Below are 16357 nucleotides of genomic sequence, written 5' to 3'. Positions count from 1 at the left end.
TTATGAACATCAAAACTTTGCGTCTGGTCGGTTTGCTTGAAGGGATTTCATTCCTGCTGCTGTTATTTATCGCGATGCCAGTGAAATATATGATGGATAATCCGATTCTGGTCAAATATGTCGGTATGGGTCATGGGGTACTGTTTGTGCTGTTTCTGGTGGTGTTATTCGCAGTATGTGAAAAACAGAAATGGTCTCTCAGCATGTTTGTGATGGGTTTAATCGCTTCGATTCTGCCTTTCGGTCCATTCCTGTTTGATATGAAACTGAAGAAGCTGGAACAGCCCGCTGAAGCTTAATTGTAGAATCCTAATATAATTAGATCAGTCAAAAGAAAATTCTCTCTCCCTTTGGGAGAGAGTTAGAGAGGGAACTTATTAAATACTTAACCTCACCCTAGCCCTCTCCTAAAAGGAGAGGGAAATTCAATACTGAACATATGATTTCAATAATTTATAATTTCCCTTAATAAGGAATCAAAACTCCCCACGCTCTTGTCTTTCCAGCATTAACTGTTTGAGTTGCATGCGTGGCAAAGTAAACCAGAGTGCAATCAGAATCAAAGAGGCAACACAATAGGCCCAGATATCATAAGCTTCATATGCCATTCTTACTGCTTCAATTACCACAAAAAAGCTGAGCATCAGGATAATAGAAACCGTCGCAGCCACCGTACCTTTGGACACTTCTGAAGACATCAGTGCAAAACGGTACAGTACCGAAAAACTTACACCCTCACCGAGACTGATACAGGTGGTGCCGATAATCAGACAATGAACAAAATACTCTGGAATCAATAAGCCCAACATCAATAAACCGGCACCCAACAGCATCAGTGGCAGACCCAATAATACGGTTTTACCCAGCGGCATTTTATCGATAATTTTCAGCAAAATCAGATTACCTGCAATCAGGCCACCCAAGACCGGAAACTGCGCCAGACCATATTGCACACTACTGAATCCAAATTGCTCGACCAGAATCACTGGTGACAATGCAATCCATAACATCAAAGGCAGACTCACCAAAGGCAAGGCTACAGTCATAATCACAAAGCGCTTATTTTTTACAACCTGTTTAAAGTCATCCAGAATATAGCTGACCGGCTGTCTGGGAATACTGACTTTCAGATTTGGCATTTTGGCTTTTAGGCCGAACCAGCTCAGAAATGAAAGAAATGCAATCCCGATAAAGCCCCAATGCCAGGAGATATGATCAATCATAAAGGCACCCAGCACTGGTCCTAGCAAGGGTGCCAGCAAAGACACATTGGCCATCAGTGCCATGACTTTGATGGCATCACGTTCTTCAAAGCTTTCCTGAATGGCGGCATAACCTACAGCGGTAATAAAGGACAGGCCAAAGCCCTGTAAAAAGCGCAGAAATAAGAAACTTTCAATATTAGGTGTCAACAAAATAGCTAGACAGCTAACCGTAAAAAATGCCACACCGCCGAGCAGTACCGTTTTACGTCCAAGACGATCGGATAAAGGTCCCAGAATCGCTGCGACAAATGCCCCGCCCAGCAGGAAAAAGGACATGGAGGATGGCGCCCACGAACTACTCACACCAAAATCACGGGTAATCGCCAGCATGGCCGGTTGAATCAGGTCATTACATATATAGACTGAGAATTCAAACAGGACCAGTGCCAGCGGGAACATAAGTGTGGCACGGGTCAGTTTTTGGGTGTGGATATTTTGCATGGGAGTTTTTATTGTCAGTCTGCCCGTTTTAACAGACTGAACTTTGTCTAAAATAGAAAGAAATAATTTTAGCAGATGAGATATTCAAACGCTCTGAATAAATATAACTGATCGTAGAGATAATCTTCCAAATAAAAAAGCGCATCCTCTAGATACGCTTTTAACCAAAATCTGTCTAAAGATCAAACACTATTATGGACAGACTGCTTTCTGGAAAGTCTTGGTATTTGAACCTCGTGCACAACGATACAACTTCTCGGTATTTTCCAGCATCCAGCTGTTATCTTCCCGTTTAAAATAATAAATGGTCTGTACTGAACGTACCGAATCATCCATTAACCCAGTTTCAGTGACTTTGACCTGTCCAATCGTGGGCGACTCTACCTTGTCAAAGAACTGGCGCAACTCAACTGTTGCCAGTTCCTTACGCAAGTCCGGTCTTAATTGTAAAACCTGTTCCAAAGGCGTATCCGAAGATGACTGTACCTTTGCAATGACCTGTTGAGCAGTTGCACAGCCTGAACCCAATATACCAAAAGCGAGAGTTGCGACTGCCAATATCCGGAACATATTATTTAACCCTTTATCATCATTCTTATTCCAACCTATCATGCCGAGCTTCTTAGTACAAAACCATTTAGACTCTGTAACTGTCTTTACACAGCAATAAAAAAGCGCACCTTTCGATGCGCTTTTTTCAATTCCGACCGATTAAAGATCGAAAAGTTTACCCGGATTCATGATGCCATTTGGATCAAACACTTTTTTCAGAGCTTTCATATATTCGATTTCTTCCGCAGAACGCGAATATTCAAGATATGGCTTCTTGGTCATGCCCACACCATGTTCCGCAGAAATTGAACCGTCATATTTTTTCACGGTATCAAAGACATACTTATTCACTACCTGACATTTGGCAAAGAATTCGTCTTTGCTTAAGTTTTCAGGTTTCAGGATATTCAAATGCAGGTTACCGTCACCGATATGACCGAACCAGCAGATTTCAAAGTCTGGGTAATTCGTTGAAACAATCGCATCAATTTCTTTAATGAATGCAGGAACGTGCGTGATCAGAACTGAGATGTCATTTTTATATGGAATAAACGGCGCGATAGATTCAGAAATATCTTCACGTAAACGCCATAAACTTTCTACTTGATCAAGGCTTTGGCTCATTACGCCGTCCAGCACCCAACCTTGTTCCATGCAATGCTCGAAGATTTCCATCGCCTTGTCCATAATCGGCTCAAACGGCGCTTCAAACTCAAGCAATACATAGAATGGGCATTCAGTTTCAAATGGACGTTGCACGTGACCATGGGCCAAGACTTTCTGCATCGCCAGTTCACCAAAGAACTCAAATGCAGTCAGGTCAATTTTCGCCTGGAAGGCATGCAATAACGGCATGATCGCATCAAAGTCAGGTACACCCAGTACCATCACTTGCAGGTCTTGCGGTTGACGTTCAAGCTTGATTTCCGCTTCCGTCACCAGACCCAGCGTACCTTCACCACCAATAAATAAATGTTGTAGCGCATAACCGGTTGCATTCTTGATCATACCTTTGTTCAGACGCAATACATCGCCCTTACCCGTCACAACGGTCAGGCCAAGTACCCAGTTACGGGTCATGCCGTATTTAATCACTTTGATGCCGCCAGCATTGGTGCCGATGTTACCGCCAATTTGCGATGAACCTGCCGAAGCAAAGTCAACTGGGTAATACATGCCCTGCTCTTCAGCATAGTTCTGTAACTGTTCAGTCACCACACCTGCCTGTACGCGCACCATACGATCTGCCGGGAAAAACTCCAGAATCTGGTTCATCTTGTCCATGCTGACCACGATCTCGCCATTGGCTGCGACTGCACCTGCAGAAAGACCGGTACGACCACCCGATGGAGTCACTGCAACATTAAATTGGTTCGCCAGTTTTACGATGTCTTGAACTTGCTCAGTTGACGACGGAAAAACGACGACTGACGGGTTTGGATCAAAGTGCTTCGTATGATCGCGACCCCAATTCTGGAGACTGTCCGTATCGGTTTTAATACGGTTTTCACCCACAATTGCAGTCAATTGGGTCAATAACTCAGGGGTTAAAGCGACTGGAGCATTCATCGTTTGCAGACCTAGCATGATTTAAACAAGAGAGACTTCGCTGGTTCATTTGCACATTTTTTATGCATAAAAACATGAATACAAATCAGGCGAAACATGGTTATTAAAGCACCGGATCACGCTGCTTTAATAACCATGGCGCAATATTATAAGCTATTTTTTGGTGTTTCCCGCGAAAAATGACAATTTTGATAATATACCTTTGAAAATGCAGATTTAAATCAAACACCATGATCATTATTATCAATATATCTTGCCAGAATAGCTGATGTGAGCGTCATTAAGGAAATGTATAAGTGCGCTTTTCCTGTGCTATTATACCGCGACTAAATTTGGCCTTTGTAGCGGAGCCGTAATGAGCCAACATCTATCTCTACCTAAAGATAAAATCCGTTTCTTGTTGTTAGAAGGCGTTCACCAGAATGCAATCGACACTCTAAATGCTGCTGGATATACCAACATCGATTATCGTAAGACTGCGCTTGAGGGTGAAGCGTTGAAAGAAGCGATTAAAGATGCTCACTTCATCGGTATTCGTTCCCGTACTCAATTGACTGAAGAAGTCTTTGAAGCTGCGAACAAACTGATTGCTGTCGGTTGTTTCTGTATTGGTACCAACCAGGTGAACCTGGACGCTGCAATGCGTCGCGGTATTCCAGTCTTTAACGCACCTTACTCAAATACGCGTTCAGTCGCTGAACTTGTACTTGCTGAAGCAATTCTTCTCCTTCGCCGTGTACCTGAAAAATCAGCAGATACACACACAGGCGGCTGGAACAAATCTGCAGTTGGTTCGTTCGAAACACGTGGTAAAACTTTAGGTATCGTAGGTTACGGTTCAATTGGTTCACAACTTTCTGTACTTGCTGAAAGCATGGGTATGAAAGTGATCTATTTCGATACAGTGACTAAATTGCCTTTAGGTAATGCACGTCAAGTCGGTAGCTTGGGCGAACTTTTGGCAAATGCCGATGTGGTTTCTCTACACGTTCCTGATGTTCCGTCTACACGTAACTTCATGACCAAAGATCAGTTCGCGCAAATGAAAGAAGGTTCAATCTTCATCAACGCGGCACGTGGTACCTGTGTCGTGATCGAAGACCTGGCAGATGCGATCAAATCTGGTCACATTGCTGGTGCTGCGGTAGATGTATTCCCGAAAGAGCCTAAAGCAAACGGTGAAGAATTTGTTTCTCCACTGCGTAACCTGCCAAACGTAATTCTGACTCCACACGTAGGCGGTTCTACGATGGAAGCGCAAGCGAACATCGGTCTGGAAGTAGCTGAGAAATTCGTGGCTTATTCTGACAAGGGTATGACGCTTTCTGCGGTGAACTTCCCAGAAATCGCATTGCCGTTGACTGAAGGCAAACACCGTTTACTGCACATCCACCAAAATATTCCGGGCGTGTTGTCTAAAATCAACAACCTGTTTGCTGAACAAGGCATCAACATCTCTGGCCAGTCACTGATGACTAAAGGCGATGTCGGTTACCTGGTGATGGATGTCGATGCTGCTGCATCTCATGAAGCACTCGATATGCTTTCGAATGTTGAAGGTACAATCCGCGCACGCGTATTGTTCTAATTCAATATTGTAGAAAAACCACAGCTCTCGGGCTGTGGTTTTTTGTTTTTAAGGTTTGTATTTTTAAACCTTTTTCAGCTTATGCTGCTCTTCCGCTATTCGAGCAATCGAAACCTATTTAGTCATGCTGAATTTTAAAATTGCACCTATTGTGCAAGCGCCACTAATTCTGTTGATCGCCATGATCAGTATGCAAAGCAGTGGCTCCTTTGCCAAATATCTGTTCGGTCAGTTTCCCATCCTGACCGTTTCAGCCATGCGTCTGCTGTTAGGTGCTGTGATTTTGGCACTGATTTTTAAAATTTGGCAAATCCATTTCAGACAGATCAAGTGGCCAGCCATTATCAGTTACGGCCTTGCTCTGGCCGGCATGAACCTCTTGTTTTACCTGTCGATTAATCGCCTGGCACTGGGGATTGCTGTCTCTTTTGAATTCATTGGCCCCTTAAGTGTCGCCCTGTTTTATGCACGGCAAAAATTTGACTTTGTCTGGGTCGGACTGGCGATTTTAGGGCTGGTTCTGCTGTTCCCTTTTGATCAAGCTGCCCAGCCACTTGATCCAATCGGGATTGCATTCGCCTTGGGTGCCGGTGCCTGCTGGGCTTTATATATCGTTGCCGGCCAAAGACCTTCAGGCGTTTCTGGCAATCATACTGTATGCTTGGGCATGTTTGTCGGCATGCTGGTGCTGATGCCGATTGCGCTCTTGGCAGGCATGCCGGCACATACTTTTGAACCGATGAGTTTGTTATATTTTGTGGCTTTGGCTGTGTTGGCCAGTGCCCTGCCTTTCACTCTGGAAATGATCGCACTGCGTAATTTAAGCGCACTCAGTTTCGGCACTTTGATGAGTCTGGAACCCGCCATTGCCGCACTCTCGGGGCTGGTCTTTCTAGGTGAAACCTTGTTGTGGACACAATGGCTGGCATTAGCCACGATTATCAGTGCTTCAGTGGGTTGTACGGTGACCAGTCAAAGAAGAAAAAATACAGTTGAGCACTTTTAAATTTAAAATTCGTTATAAGAAATTCTACTCACTTTGAATTTAAAAAATATTAGCTGGAAAAGCCTACTCAAAGTCGATAAATTCAGTCTAATACTCTTCTAAGATCAAAATTTTCTCTTTTTAAAAGTAACTTTAAATTTAAAATTATTTCCACCCCTACTCATTAAAAATTAACCGTTTTGCTATAATCCCGCTTTCTTCCATGTCCTGATTACACCTTTCTGGTGTAAGTAACTCCCATGCCAAACGCCCAACTCCTTGCTGTGTTGTACATGGTTTTATCCATGATGTCGTACCAGATCAGTGCATCCTTCGCCAAGCAACTTTTTCTGGTCCTTGACCCTATCACAGTGACCATTTTAAGACTCTGTTTTGCAGCGATCATTGTCGGCGTGATGTTTCGTTCCTGGAAAATTATTCCCCGTTTGCCTTTTTTGAAATGGCGATATTTGCTCTGCTATAGCGCTGCTTTAGGGGTCATGAATATTTTATTCTATTTGTCTCTAGGAAGATTACCGCAGGGAATTGCAGTTGGTCTGGAATTTATTGGTCCGCTCGGCCTAGCCCTCATTTCGATTAAACATCGTAGTGACTATATTTGGGTATTGATGGCCATTTTAGGCATTGCTTTAATGGTGCCATGGGGACAGGCCAATAGCAGTAATTTCGACCTGCTCGGCGCCGCCTGTGCGTTAGGTGCGGGTTTATGCTGGGCACTGTATATTTTCTTCGGGCAACGTGTAGTGCAGCAAAATATCGGCATGCATGCACTGACTATTGCGATTAGCATTTCTGCTCTGTGTTTGCTACCCATTGGACTATATAACAATGCACCAGCGCTGATTGATACCCAGTATTGGGGCAAGGCAATTATCATTGCAGTGCTGGCAACAGCCATTCCTTATGCTCTGGATTTAAAGGCACTTCAGCATTTGAATAAAACCAGCTATGGAACCCTGTCCAGCTTGTCTCCGGCTTTGGCTGCACTGGCCGGTTTTGTACTATTAGGCGAAAAAATTACGCTTCTTCAGACCGTGGCACTGATCTGTATCATGCTAGCATCAGTCGGTGTGACTGTACGTGCCGCACGTCAAGGATCGGCAGAGCGGAATGCTTAAAAGTCTTATTGAAATTTGAACAACTAATTAAATATCCTATCCATTCTATATTTTACTTGCTTTGAAAGAAAAATATAGAAGGTAGATAAATTGGCATAAAAAGGATGGCACTACAGCCATCCTTTTTATTTATTCAATTTGAATTTAAAACTTAGTTTATACCAGCATATCTTTTTTCATGTCTTTATAACGCTGGTATTCATTCTTGTACTGCACTGCTAAAGCGGTCTTCTGCTTTTCATCCAGAATTTTACCGGCCTGCTGGAAGAAACCATGTTCCTCTTCTTTTAAGTGATGATGCACCTTTTCGGAAAGTTTTTTGGCCATGGCAATCCAGCCCGGATTACTCAATTCAGTTGCGGTCAGTTCCTCGATCATTTCGTCCATTTCATGATGTTCGGCCAAGGCATGGCGGGTAATATTCAGGCCCGAATCGGTCATCATCAAGGGAATATAAAAATAACGGTCTTCCGCAGCTTCATGGGCAAACAATTCATTTTTCAGTTGCTTGAACAGCTCGCGGCGTTCTGGTGTATCCCCGGAAGTCTGTAATAGTTTTTCTGCAAGATCACGCTGAATCTCATGACTCTCTCTTAATGCTTCAAAAATAGTCGTCATTCCGATATTTCTCCGATTGTTTTATTTTTCATATCATTGATTCTAGAAGATTTTCAGAACAGGTTCAGACGCAGTTTATACAGTGATTTGTTAAGAAATTTTAATATCGAGAATGATTTACATCGGGTTTAGATCTAAAAAAACATCTGGTATGCCATCCGGCAAATCAGCAGACTGACCAGAATCAGGAATAAAATCCGGATAAAGCCACTGCCATATTTAAATGCCAAACGCACCCCGACCAAGGAACCACAAATATTGGCTACCGCCATCATTGTCCCGATCATAAACAGCACATTGCCACTGGGAATAAAAAAGCTTAAGGCGGCCAGGTTGGTGGTGAAATTGGCAATTTTCGATAAGGCCGATGCATGCAGGAAGTCGACGCTTAAATATCGAATAAAAAAGAAAATAAAGAAACTGCCGGTGCCCGGACCAAAGATACCATCATAAAAGCCTATCGCCAGACTGCCCAAACCGGCCAGAATCAGCATTTTCCGATTCAGTTTTTGTTCGGTATGCACTTGGCCAAACTGTTTTTTCATTAAGGTATAGATTGCGATCACGATCAACATGACCAACACGAAAGGCTTAAGGATCTCGACTGGAATGAGCGTAACGCTGGCTGCACCCATAAAAGAACTGACAAAACTGCATAGTGCAATTACGCCCAAGAGCAGCCAGGGCAGTTTTACCTGACGCAGGTAGGAAAATGCCGCAGAAGCGGTGCCACAAATGGACGCGAGTTTATTGGTGCCAAAGACCGTAGCAGGCTGTAAATGCGGTAAACTCCCCATAATTGCCGGGATCTGGATCAGACCACCACCGCCCACGGCAGCATCAATCGCTCCTGCAAAAAATGCAAAGACAACCAGACTGATGATGATCTCAATTTCCATATATTGGCTCGATTAAAGGTTCAGGACGCGTTTGGGTACCAGACGTTTTTTGTCGGTGATTTCTGCCAGTCCCAGACATTTCTCGCCATCAAAAACCAGCACCTGTTCAGCTGCTTCATGTTCGATATTGCTTTCCATGCCGCGGCTAAAATATTCTGCACGACCTTCGGGTATCTGCACTTTTGGAAAATGATCAACCGGCGCATAGGCCGGCAACAACAGTGCATCACGCTCTGCTTCGCTCAGGCTTTCCAGATATTCAATGGTATAACTCGGAATCAAATCAAAATGGCCGGTTTTGATACGGTGCAGATAAGTCAGATGGCCATAAGTTCCCAGCGCTTTGGCAATATCTTCCCCCAAAACCCGGATATAAGTCCCTTTAGAGCAGGTAATATCTAGCGTGATACTGTTCTCCGTAAAGGACATAAGCTCAATCACTAAAATGGTAATCGGACGTGCTTCACGTTCAATCTCGATACCTTTGCGCGCCAGTTCGTATAAAGGACGGCCTTCTTTTTTCAGTGCCGAATACATCGGCGGCACTTGCTGGATATCACCCATAAATTGCGCCAGTGTTTCTTGAATCAAAGACTCGGATAATTCAGGAACTGCTTTTTCCAGAAGCACCTCGCCTTCCACATCACCCGTAGTGGTGCTATGTCCCAAAAATACGGTCGTCTGATAACGCTTGACCGAATCTAATAAATAATGCGAAAACTTGGTCGCCTCCCCCAAACACACAGGCAATAAACCGGATGCCAACGGATCCAGCGCGCCAGTATGGCCGGCTTTTTGTGCACGATACAACCAGCGGACTTTTTGCAATGCAGCATTGGAACTGATGCCCAAAGGCTTATTAAGCAGGAAGACACCACTAAGATGACGACGCTGAATTTTAGGAGATGATGCTTTCATGGCAAAAAATCAGACATTTTATAAATTGGCGTCATGGTAAAACCCTGCGAGAGGATTTACAACTTTTCTATAGTCTCTAATGATTTTTATGGCATATTGAGCCGGTTTGAACAACTCAACGCTTTTAAAAAGCTTAAACCTCTAAAAATAATGAAATAACGAGAAAATAGGTGCATAGGATATGCAGAAATATAAAATATGGATCATTCTGGCGTTGCTGGTGCTGTGTATTCTCACACTGATCTTATGGCTGTCTCCAAAAGAAAATACCCAAGCGGATACCGGGATAAAAACGCCTTTAACTGAAACTCAGGCAGAGCAAACCGCACTCTTGGTCAATGGCCCTGCCAATGCAGCTTTCCCCAGTGCCAGCCAGCAAGATACCGAAATTAATTGTCAGATGCAGCTAGACGCCAGCAACCGTCTGATTGTGAATGAACAGACCCGCAACTGTTTTGAATATTTTATTACCCAGTTCGGTGAAAAAAATCTGCAGCAGATCCAGCAGGATTTTAAAGACTATATTCGCCAGAATCATAAAGAGCCTGCACTCTCGCAAATTCTGGATTTATGGGACCGTTATATCCAGTACCGTCAGGGTTTGGGCCAGCTCACTGCACCGGCCGGGCTGAATCAGGAAGATCCTGCCTATTATCGTAGCATCTATAACAGTACCCAGAATTTGCGCCAGCAATACTTTTCCAAGTATGAAATTGAGGGCTTGTTCGGCACAGAAGACGCCTATCATGAATATACCCTGGACCGGATGAGCGTACTGGCGGACAAAAGCTTAACGGAGACTGAAAAAGCGCAAAAGCTCCAAGCACTGTTTCAGCAACTCCCGCAGGACTGGCAGGAAAATCTGGAACAACTGAATAAACTGGAAGATCTGCGCAAACTCACCGCTGATATTAAAGCCCGTGGTGGTTCCCGTGATGAAATCCGACAGATGCGGATAAATCTGGTCGGTCCTGAGGCAACACAACGACTGGAACAACTGGATGTACAACGCAGCGACTGGAAAAACCGGGTGACTGGCTATTTAGATGAACGGGATCAGATTACCCAGTCCGGCATGTCCGATAGCGCCAAACAGCAAGCCATTGCCCAGCTTCGCAGCAAACATTTTAATACACCGCAAGAACAGCTGCGAGTAGAAACCTTTGAACAGGTTCATGATCAGGGAGCCAAACTGCCCTTTGCTGACTAAGCCTAAAAGCCATCACCTGTTGATGGCTTTTTTATAAATGCCCTTTTGATAACTTTATATTTTTCTCAGAATGATCTTTTATAGTTGTTTCCAAATATTTCGTATTTACACAAAATAACTTAGACAAAGTTTAATGATTTCAAAGACTTTCTATTCAAATGCATCTGTTAATAAAACAAATATTTACAATGTAAATTCCTCCTGTCCTGCATGTCCCCAAATGACATGGTTTTAGACCTCTGAAGTGAAAAAATACCGCTTCTTCAAAAGAAAAATTGCTCAGCCACTGAAGGCCAAAACTGTATTTTCATCGTCTGATTTGTGGCTTGCAGCACTCTACAAAAAGCAATGATTGCTTGAATAACGATAAAATTTAAAAAGGGACAGCTATGTATACTTTCAGCAAGACAGCCCAGTTACTGACTGTGGCTTTAGCGACCACTCTGGGATTCAGTTTTTCTGCACAGACTCAGGCTGCAGCGAGTGCAACACAAGTCATCGAAAAGAGCCGGTCTGACTATGCCAAGACCCAATATCCCATCCTGATGGTACATGGCTGGTTAGGCTGGTCACGTATTGGCACCGATAGTATCGGGCTGGATTACTGGTATCAGATTCTGCCGGATATGGCACGTAATGGTTCAACCGTGTTTGCTGCACAATTATCGCCGGCAAATACAACGATGCATCGCGGAGAACAACTAATCCATCAGGTTGAAGAGGTTCTGGCAATTACCGGAAAGCAAAAACTGAACTTGATTGGCCATTCCCATGGTGGACCAACAGTGCTGTATGTTGCAGCGACCCAGCCGCAGTATATCGCCTCTATTACCGGCGTTGCAGGAACCTACCATGGCTCCAAAGTGGCAGATGATATTCAGAACAATAGCCTGACGCGTACCGCCTTTAACATTTTAGGTGATTATATTATTGGTCCATTGATTGCACTGGGTCAGTTTAAGCCTGAACTGGAAATTGATTTTGATGCTTCCATGAAATCCCTGAGCCAGACCGGTTCAAATACTTTTAATGCCACAGTGGCACAGCAGGTGGTCAAAGATGGCGTATTGGCTTCTACAGAAAACTGCAATAAAAATTTAAAACAGAAAGATAGTAAAGGCATTCATTATTATTCATGGACGGGTGTGGCCCAAGCCACCAATGCCCTGGATATTGATACGATCCTGATGCAGCTCGGCCCTTTATCTTATGGCAGTAAAGACAATGATGGCATGGTTTCACGTTGTAGTGCGTTCATGGGCAAGGTGATTCATGACCAGTACAAACTCAATCATACGGACCTGGCCAATATGATGTTTGGTCTGAAAGGCGTGTTTGCACCAGATCCGGTCGCCCTCTACCGCCAGCATGCCAACCGACTCAAATTAGAAGGTTTATAACCCCAGAGTGCCTGTATTTTCAGCTGAAATATAGGCTTTTTTTCTGGTTCTTTTTATTTGACCTATCCGCGATCGGGAAGCTGCAATGAAAAAAATAATGTATCACTTAAACCTTTTGCTGCTGGGTTCCATCTTGACTAGTCCTGTGCAAGCCTCGGCATTACAGGAATATAAAAGTAATTTTGTCCTCTCGAGTTATGCCAAAACAAAATATCCGATTGTATTTGCACATGGCATGGTCGGCTTTAATCGCATTGGTTTTGATACCTTAAGCATGGACTATTGGTATCAAATTTTGCCAGATTTAGCCCGTAATGGTTCAACTGCCTTTGCCACCCGCATCTCACCTTTCAATTCCAGCGAAATCAGAGGTGAACAATATGTGGAGCAACTGAAAGAAGTCATGGCAATCACCGGCGCAAAAAAATTGAATTTAATTGGTCATAGTCATGGTGCACATAGCGTGCGTTATGCAGCCGGGGTGATGCCGCAACATGTAGCCTCAGTGATGACTGTGGGCGGCGCCAACCAAGGGACGATTGTCGCCTCTGATGTTATGCGACTTGCTAATCAAACCGGTACATCTGAATTGCTTAATACCCTGATCAGCAGTTTTGGCAACGTCATCATGTGGGCACAAGGCTTAGACGGTCAAGCTTTCCCACACAACGCCCTTGCAGCAGGACACAGCACCTCAATTGAAGGCACAGCCGAATTTAACCAGCGCTTTAAACTCGGGCTTTCGCTGAGCCCATGTGGTGAAGGCAAATATACAGACCAAGGCATTGCACTGTATTCAATGACCGGCAATCAACCCGTGACTAATCTCCTAGATGTCAGTGATGCCGCCATGAAAGCCTTGGATCTACTTTCTGCGAGCAAGGCTGGCGCAAATGATGGAATTGTGTCGGTATGTAGTGCCAAATTTGGTAAAACGATTCGTGATGATTACCCGTGGAATCATCTGGATGAAATCAACTTGTTGTTTGGCATTAAAGGTACCTTTGCGCCTGATCCAGTTGCTGCCTATCGTCAGCATGCCAACCGTTTAAAACTGCAAGGTTTATAAAACCACCCAAGCCTCTATTCATCCAGAGGCTTTTCTATCTTATTTTTCGCTAATTTTTTTCTTAAAATTTACTTGTTAATCATGATCAAACTGCATATAAAATATTCATCAAATATAAAAAAATAAGTGTGAAATAAAATAAATGCAGATACGTTCTATAGAAATCAAAAACAAATTTAAAAGAACCTGCCCCTGCTGCAAACGAAAAGTCATTAATCCTTTTCAATTTAAAAAATATGAGCCTTATTATTGCCCCTCTTGTCATCGACATATTATCGCAAATGTATGGATCAGTATTTTACTGGTTATCACACAATGTTTTATTTGCATTCAACTTTTTAATGCAGGATTCCAGTCTTGGGGATATTTTGTATTATTTCTGATGTTTATTCATAAAATTTTCTTGGATATTTTAGATGCTATGATCTTGCCTTTGCAGGAACATTTCGAATAAATCTACATAAAAATTAGGCATAAAAAATGCGCCCAAAGGCGCATTTTTTCACTCGTATAAAGCTTAAAATTAAGCTTTAGTTTTACGAGCTGGTAATTTTTCACGAATACGTGCAGCTTTACCAGACAATTCACGTAGGTAGTAAAGTTTAGCACGACGAACGTCACCACGACGTTTCACTTCGATACCAGCAACGATTGGAGAGTGAGTTTGGAATACACGCTCAACGCCAACACCGCTAGAAATTTTACGTACTGTGAACGCAGAGTTCAAACCACGGTTTTTCTTAGCAATTACAACGCCTTCGAACGCCTGTAAACGCTCACGGTCGCCTTCTTTTACTTTAACTTGAACAATAACTGTATCACCTGGTGCAAAAGCAGGGATGTTTTGTTTCAATTGTGCGTTTTCAATTACTTGAACTAAAGGATGCTTACCGCTCATGGGGTATCTCCAATATGTGCGAGTCAGAAGAGGTCTGATCATCGCTGGGTATAGAGGCTAAAGCGCATACACCCGATTATCTTTCCCTTTATAGTTGACCATCTCAACCATAAAGAGCCTATTAAAGAATACTTAAATAATTTTAAGTACTTGCTTGAAGATAGAAATGATTACTCATCAATATCTTACAAATCTTTTAGCCATTTTTTCTGCTGCTTGGTCAGCTCGACTTTTTCCACCAACTCTGGGCGGCGTTCAAGTGTACGCTGATATCGCTGCAGAAACCGCCATTTTTCAATATTGGCATGATGCCCGGACTTTAACACCTCAGGCACATCCAAACCTTCAAAATGATCTGGCTTGGTATATTGTGGGCAATCTAGAAGACCATCCACAAATGAGTCTTGCACGTGTGATTGCTCATCAGACATCGCACCCGGAAGTCTCCGGATAATACTGTCCAATAAAACCATCGCAGGAAGTTCACCACCCGATAACACGTAATCGCCAATTGACCATTCCTGATCAACATATTGCTGGATCAAACGTTCATCGACGCCTTCATAACGTCCGCATAGTACAATGATTCCGTCATATTTGACAAAATCCTGTACCGCAGTTTCGTTTAAGGTCTTTCCTTGGGGTGACATATACACCACAGGAACCTGAACTGCACCCGCTTGCCTTGCAAGCTCTTTGGCATGCTGGATTGCTTTTGCCAGAGGCTCAGCCATCATCACCATACCCGGACCACCACCGAATGGACGTTCATCCACCCGTTTATAGTTGCCCGTCGCATAATCGCGAGGATTGATGCAATGAATTTGCATCAACTCACGTTTTGCTGCGCGCCCGCTAATCCCATAGGCTGTAATCGCTTCAAACATTTCAGGAAAAAGCGTAATGACTGCAAAAAACATCGCAGACTCCCGTATTTCCGAAAATATTAGTAGTCTACGCCCCAATTGACGTAGATACGACCAGCTTCAAGATCAACGCGTTGCACCACATCTTTATGCCATGGGATCATTCGCTCTTCGCCATCAATGCTGTCGGCAGTTGCGCGAACCACCATCACATCGTTAGCACCTGTTTCAAACAGCTCAAAAATTTGACCGAGATTGACTTCTTGTTCTTCATCATCCAGACCTAACACAGTTAGACCTTTTAAATCAGACCAATAGTACTCATCTACGCCTGCTTGAGGCAGTTGCGATTTAGAGATCCAGACATTGGAGCCAACCAGTTCGTCTGCACCAGTGCGATCACTCACACCTTTAAGCGAAACTACCAGGCCTTTACCATGTGGTTTCCAACGTTTTACATCGACAATTTGCCAACCTGCTTTGGTCTCAATGTACCAAGGCAGATAGTCAAATATGTTGCTCATAGGTTCTGTATTGGAATAGACCCAGAGCCACCCATTTAATCCATATGCTGAACGCAACTGTCCAATCTGAATACGATCTTCGGGAACATTCTGTGTTGGTGTCATGGGCAAGCTACTACCTAATTTATATAAAAATTATGCAGCAACTGCAGCTTTTTTAGCTTGAGCAGCTAAAGAAGCAACACGATCAGAAGGTTGAGCACCTTGAGAAACCCAGTGAGCAAAACGGTCAGCATCTAAACGAAGTTTTTCTGCTTTACCTTGAGCTGTAGGGTTGAAGAAACCGATACGTTCGATGAAACGACCGTCACGTGCATTACGGCTATCAGTCACAATGATTTGATAGAACGGACGTTTTTTAGCACCACCGCGTGCAAGACGAATAACAACCATGATAGAACCTTATAGTTTTTACG

17 protein-coding genes are annotated in these 16357 nt (G+C 43.5%); 7 read left to right on the top strand and 10 right to left on the bottom strand.

Annotation, left to right across the window (positions count from 1 at the left end; genetic code table 11):
• Nucleotides 1–2: 2 nt before the first annotated feature.
• Complete coding sequence (locus tag Q9R21_RS04905; RefSeq protein WP_004645001.1) at nt 3–299, top strand: DUF3817 domain-containing protein; 297 nt, start codon at nt 3–5, stop codon at nt 297–299.
• A 177-nt stretch (nt 300–476) separates the two neighbouring features.
• Here Q9R21_RS04905 and Q9R21_RS04900 read toward each other — a convergent pair whose 3' ends face one another.
• From Q9R21_RS04900 to Q9R21_RS04890, 3 genes are all read right to left on the bottom strand, one after another.
• Entirely contained in the window at nt 477–1706 is a 1230-nt protein-coding gene (locus tag Q9R21_RS04900; RefSeq protein WP_311203841.1) for an MFS transporter, read from the bottom strand.
• A 192-nt stretch (nt 1707–1898) separates the two neighbouring features.
• Nucleotides 1899–2276: a hypothetical protein gene (locus Q9R21_RS04895; RefSeq protein ID WP_004281576.1), complete on the bottom strand. Its 378-nt coding sequence runs from the start codon at nt 2274–2276 to the stop codon at nt 1899–1901.
• 141 nt (nt 2277–2417) lie between these two features.
• Nucleotides 2418–3827, bottom strand: a complete 1410-nt coding sequence (locus Q9R21_RS04890; RefSeq protein WP_311203840.1) for an FAD-binding oxidoreductase — start codon at nt 3825–3827, stop codon at nt 2418–2420.
• Nucleotides 3828–4182: 355 nt separating this feature from the next.
• On the opposite strand from Q9R21_RS04890, the gene serA reads away from it, so the two are divergent.
• The 3 genes from serA to Q9R21_RS04875 all read left to right on the top strand — a co-directional run bounded on the left by serA (nt 4183) and on the right by Q9R21_RS04875 (nt 7539).
• On the top strand, nt 4183–5415 hold the full coding sequence (gene serA / locus Q9R21_RS04885; protein WP_005108551.1) for a phosphoglycerate dehydrogenase: 1233 nt from the start codon (nt 4183–4185) through the stop codon (nt 5413–5415).
• Between the two features lie 124 nt (nt 5416–5539).
• Nucleotides 5540–6421 carry an EamA family transporter gene (locus Q9R21_RS04880; protein WP_311203839.1) on the top strand — a complete coding sequence of 294 codons (882 nt, stop codon included), beginning with the start codon at nt 5540–5542 and terminating at the stop codon, nt 6419–6421.
• A gap of 239 nt (nt 6422–6660) precedes the next feature.
• Entirely contained in the window at nt 6661–7539 is an 879-nt protein-coding gene (locus tag Q9R21_RS04875) for an EamA family transporter (protein ID WP_311203838.1), read from the top strand.
• A gap of 156 nt (nt 7540–7695) precedes the next feature.
• On the opposite strand, the gene Q9R21_RS04870 is transcribed toward Q9R21_RS04875, so the two are convergent.
• From Q9R21_RS04870 to truB, 3 genes are all read right to left on the bottom strand, one after another.
• The gene (locus Q9R21_RS04870; RefSeq protein WP_311203837.1) at nt 7696–8157 is read right to left on the bottom strand and encodes a hemerythrin domain-containing protein; all 462 of its coding nucleotides are present in this window, start codon (nt 8155–8157) and stop codon (nt 7696–7698) included.
• 134 nt (nt 8158–8291) lie between these two features.
• Nucleotides 8292–9056: a TSUP family transporter gene (locus tag Q9R21_RS04865; RefSeq protein ID WP_311203836.1), complete on the bottom strand. Its 765-nt coding sequence runs from the start codon at nt 9054–9056 to the stop codon at nt 8292–8294.
• 12 nt (nt 9057–9068) lie between these two features.
• A complete protein-coding gene (gene truB / locus Q9R21_RS04860) occupies nt 9069–9974 on the bottom strand; it encodes a tRNA pseudouridine(55) synthase TruB (RefSeq protein WP_311203835.1) in 906 nt (301 codons plus the stop codon).
• A 181-nt stretch (nt 9975–10155) separates the two neighbouring features.
• On the opposite strand from truB, the gene Q9R21_RS04855 reads away from it, so the two are divergent.
• The 3 genes from Q9R21_RS04855 (at nt 10156) to Q9R21_RS04845 (ending at nt 13653) form a co-directional block, all read left to right on the top strand.
• Nucleotides 10156–11184 (top strand): lipase secretion chaperone, encoded by a 1029-nt coding sequence (locus Q9R21_RS04855; RefSeq protein WP_311203834.1) that lies wholly within the window; start codon nt 10156–10158, stop codon nt 11182–11184.
• Nucleotides 11185–11573: 389 nt separating this feature from the next.
• Nucleotides 11574–12584 (top strand): triacylglycerol lipase, encoded by a 1011-nt coding sequence (locus Q9R21_RS04850; protein ID WP_243474145.1) that lies wholly within the window; start codon nt 11574–11576, stop codon nt 12582–12584.
• Between the two features lie 85 nt (nt 12585–12669).
• Complete coding sequence (locus Q9R21_RS04845; RefSeq protein WP_311203833.1) at nt 12670–13653, top strand: triacylglycerol lipase; 984 nt, start codon at nt 12670–12672, stop codon at nt 13651–13653.
• A gap of 523 nt (nt 13654–14176) precedes the next feature.
• Here Q9R21_RS04845 and rplS read toward each other — a convergent pair.
• The 4 genes from rplS to rpsP all read right to left on the bottom strand — a co-directional run bounded on the left by rplS (nt 14177) and on the right by rpsP (nt 16334).
• Nucleotides 14177–14551, bottom strand: coding sequence for a 50S ribosomal protein L19 (gene rplS / locus Q9R21_RS04840; RefSeq protein ID WP_004281205.1), 375 nt, complete (start codon nt 14549–14551; stop codon nt 14177–14179).
• A 185-nt stretch (nt 14552–14736) separates the two neighbouring features.
• Nucleotides 14737–15471, bottom strand: a complete 735-nt coding sequence (gene trmD, locus Q9R21_RS04835) for a tRNA (guanosine(37)-N1)-methyltransferase TrmD (protein WP_004281202.1) — start codon at nt 15469–15471, stop codon at nt 14737–14739.
• A gap of 26 nt (nt 15472–15497) precedes the next feature.
• The gene (rimM, locus tag Q9R21_RS04830) at nt 15498–16046 is read right to left on the bottom strand and encodes a ribosome maturation factor RimM (protein ID WP_004281200.1); all 549 of its coding nucleotides are present in this window, start codon (nt 16044–16046) and stop codon (nt 15498–15500) included.
• A 30-nt stretch (nt 16047–16076) separates the two neighbouring features.
• Nucleotides 16077–16334, bottom strand: a complete 258-nt coding sequence (gene rpsP, locus Q9R21_RS04825) for a 30S ribosomal protein S16 (protein WP_004281198.1) — start codon at nt 16332–16334, stop codon at nt 16077–16079.
• Nucleotides 16335–16357: the final 23 nt, after the last annotated feature.

It is taken from the genome of Acinetobacter sp. RG5, assembly GCF_031844265.1.
GTDB lineage: Bacteria > Pseudomonadota > Gammaproteobacteria > Pseudomonadales > Moraxellaceae > Acinetobacter.
The sequence above is the reverse complement of the archived record's forward strand: the minus strand, read 5'-3'. Positions and strand labels throughout refer to the sequence as shown.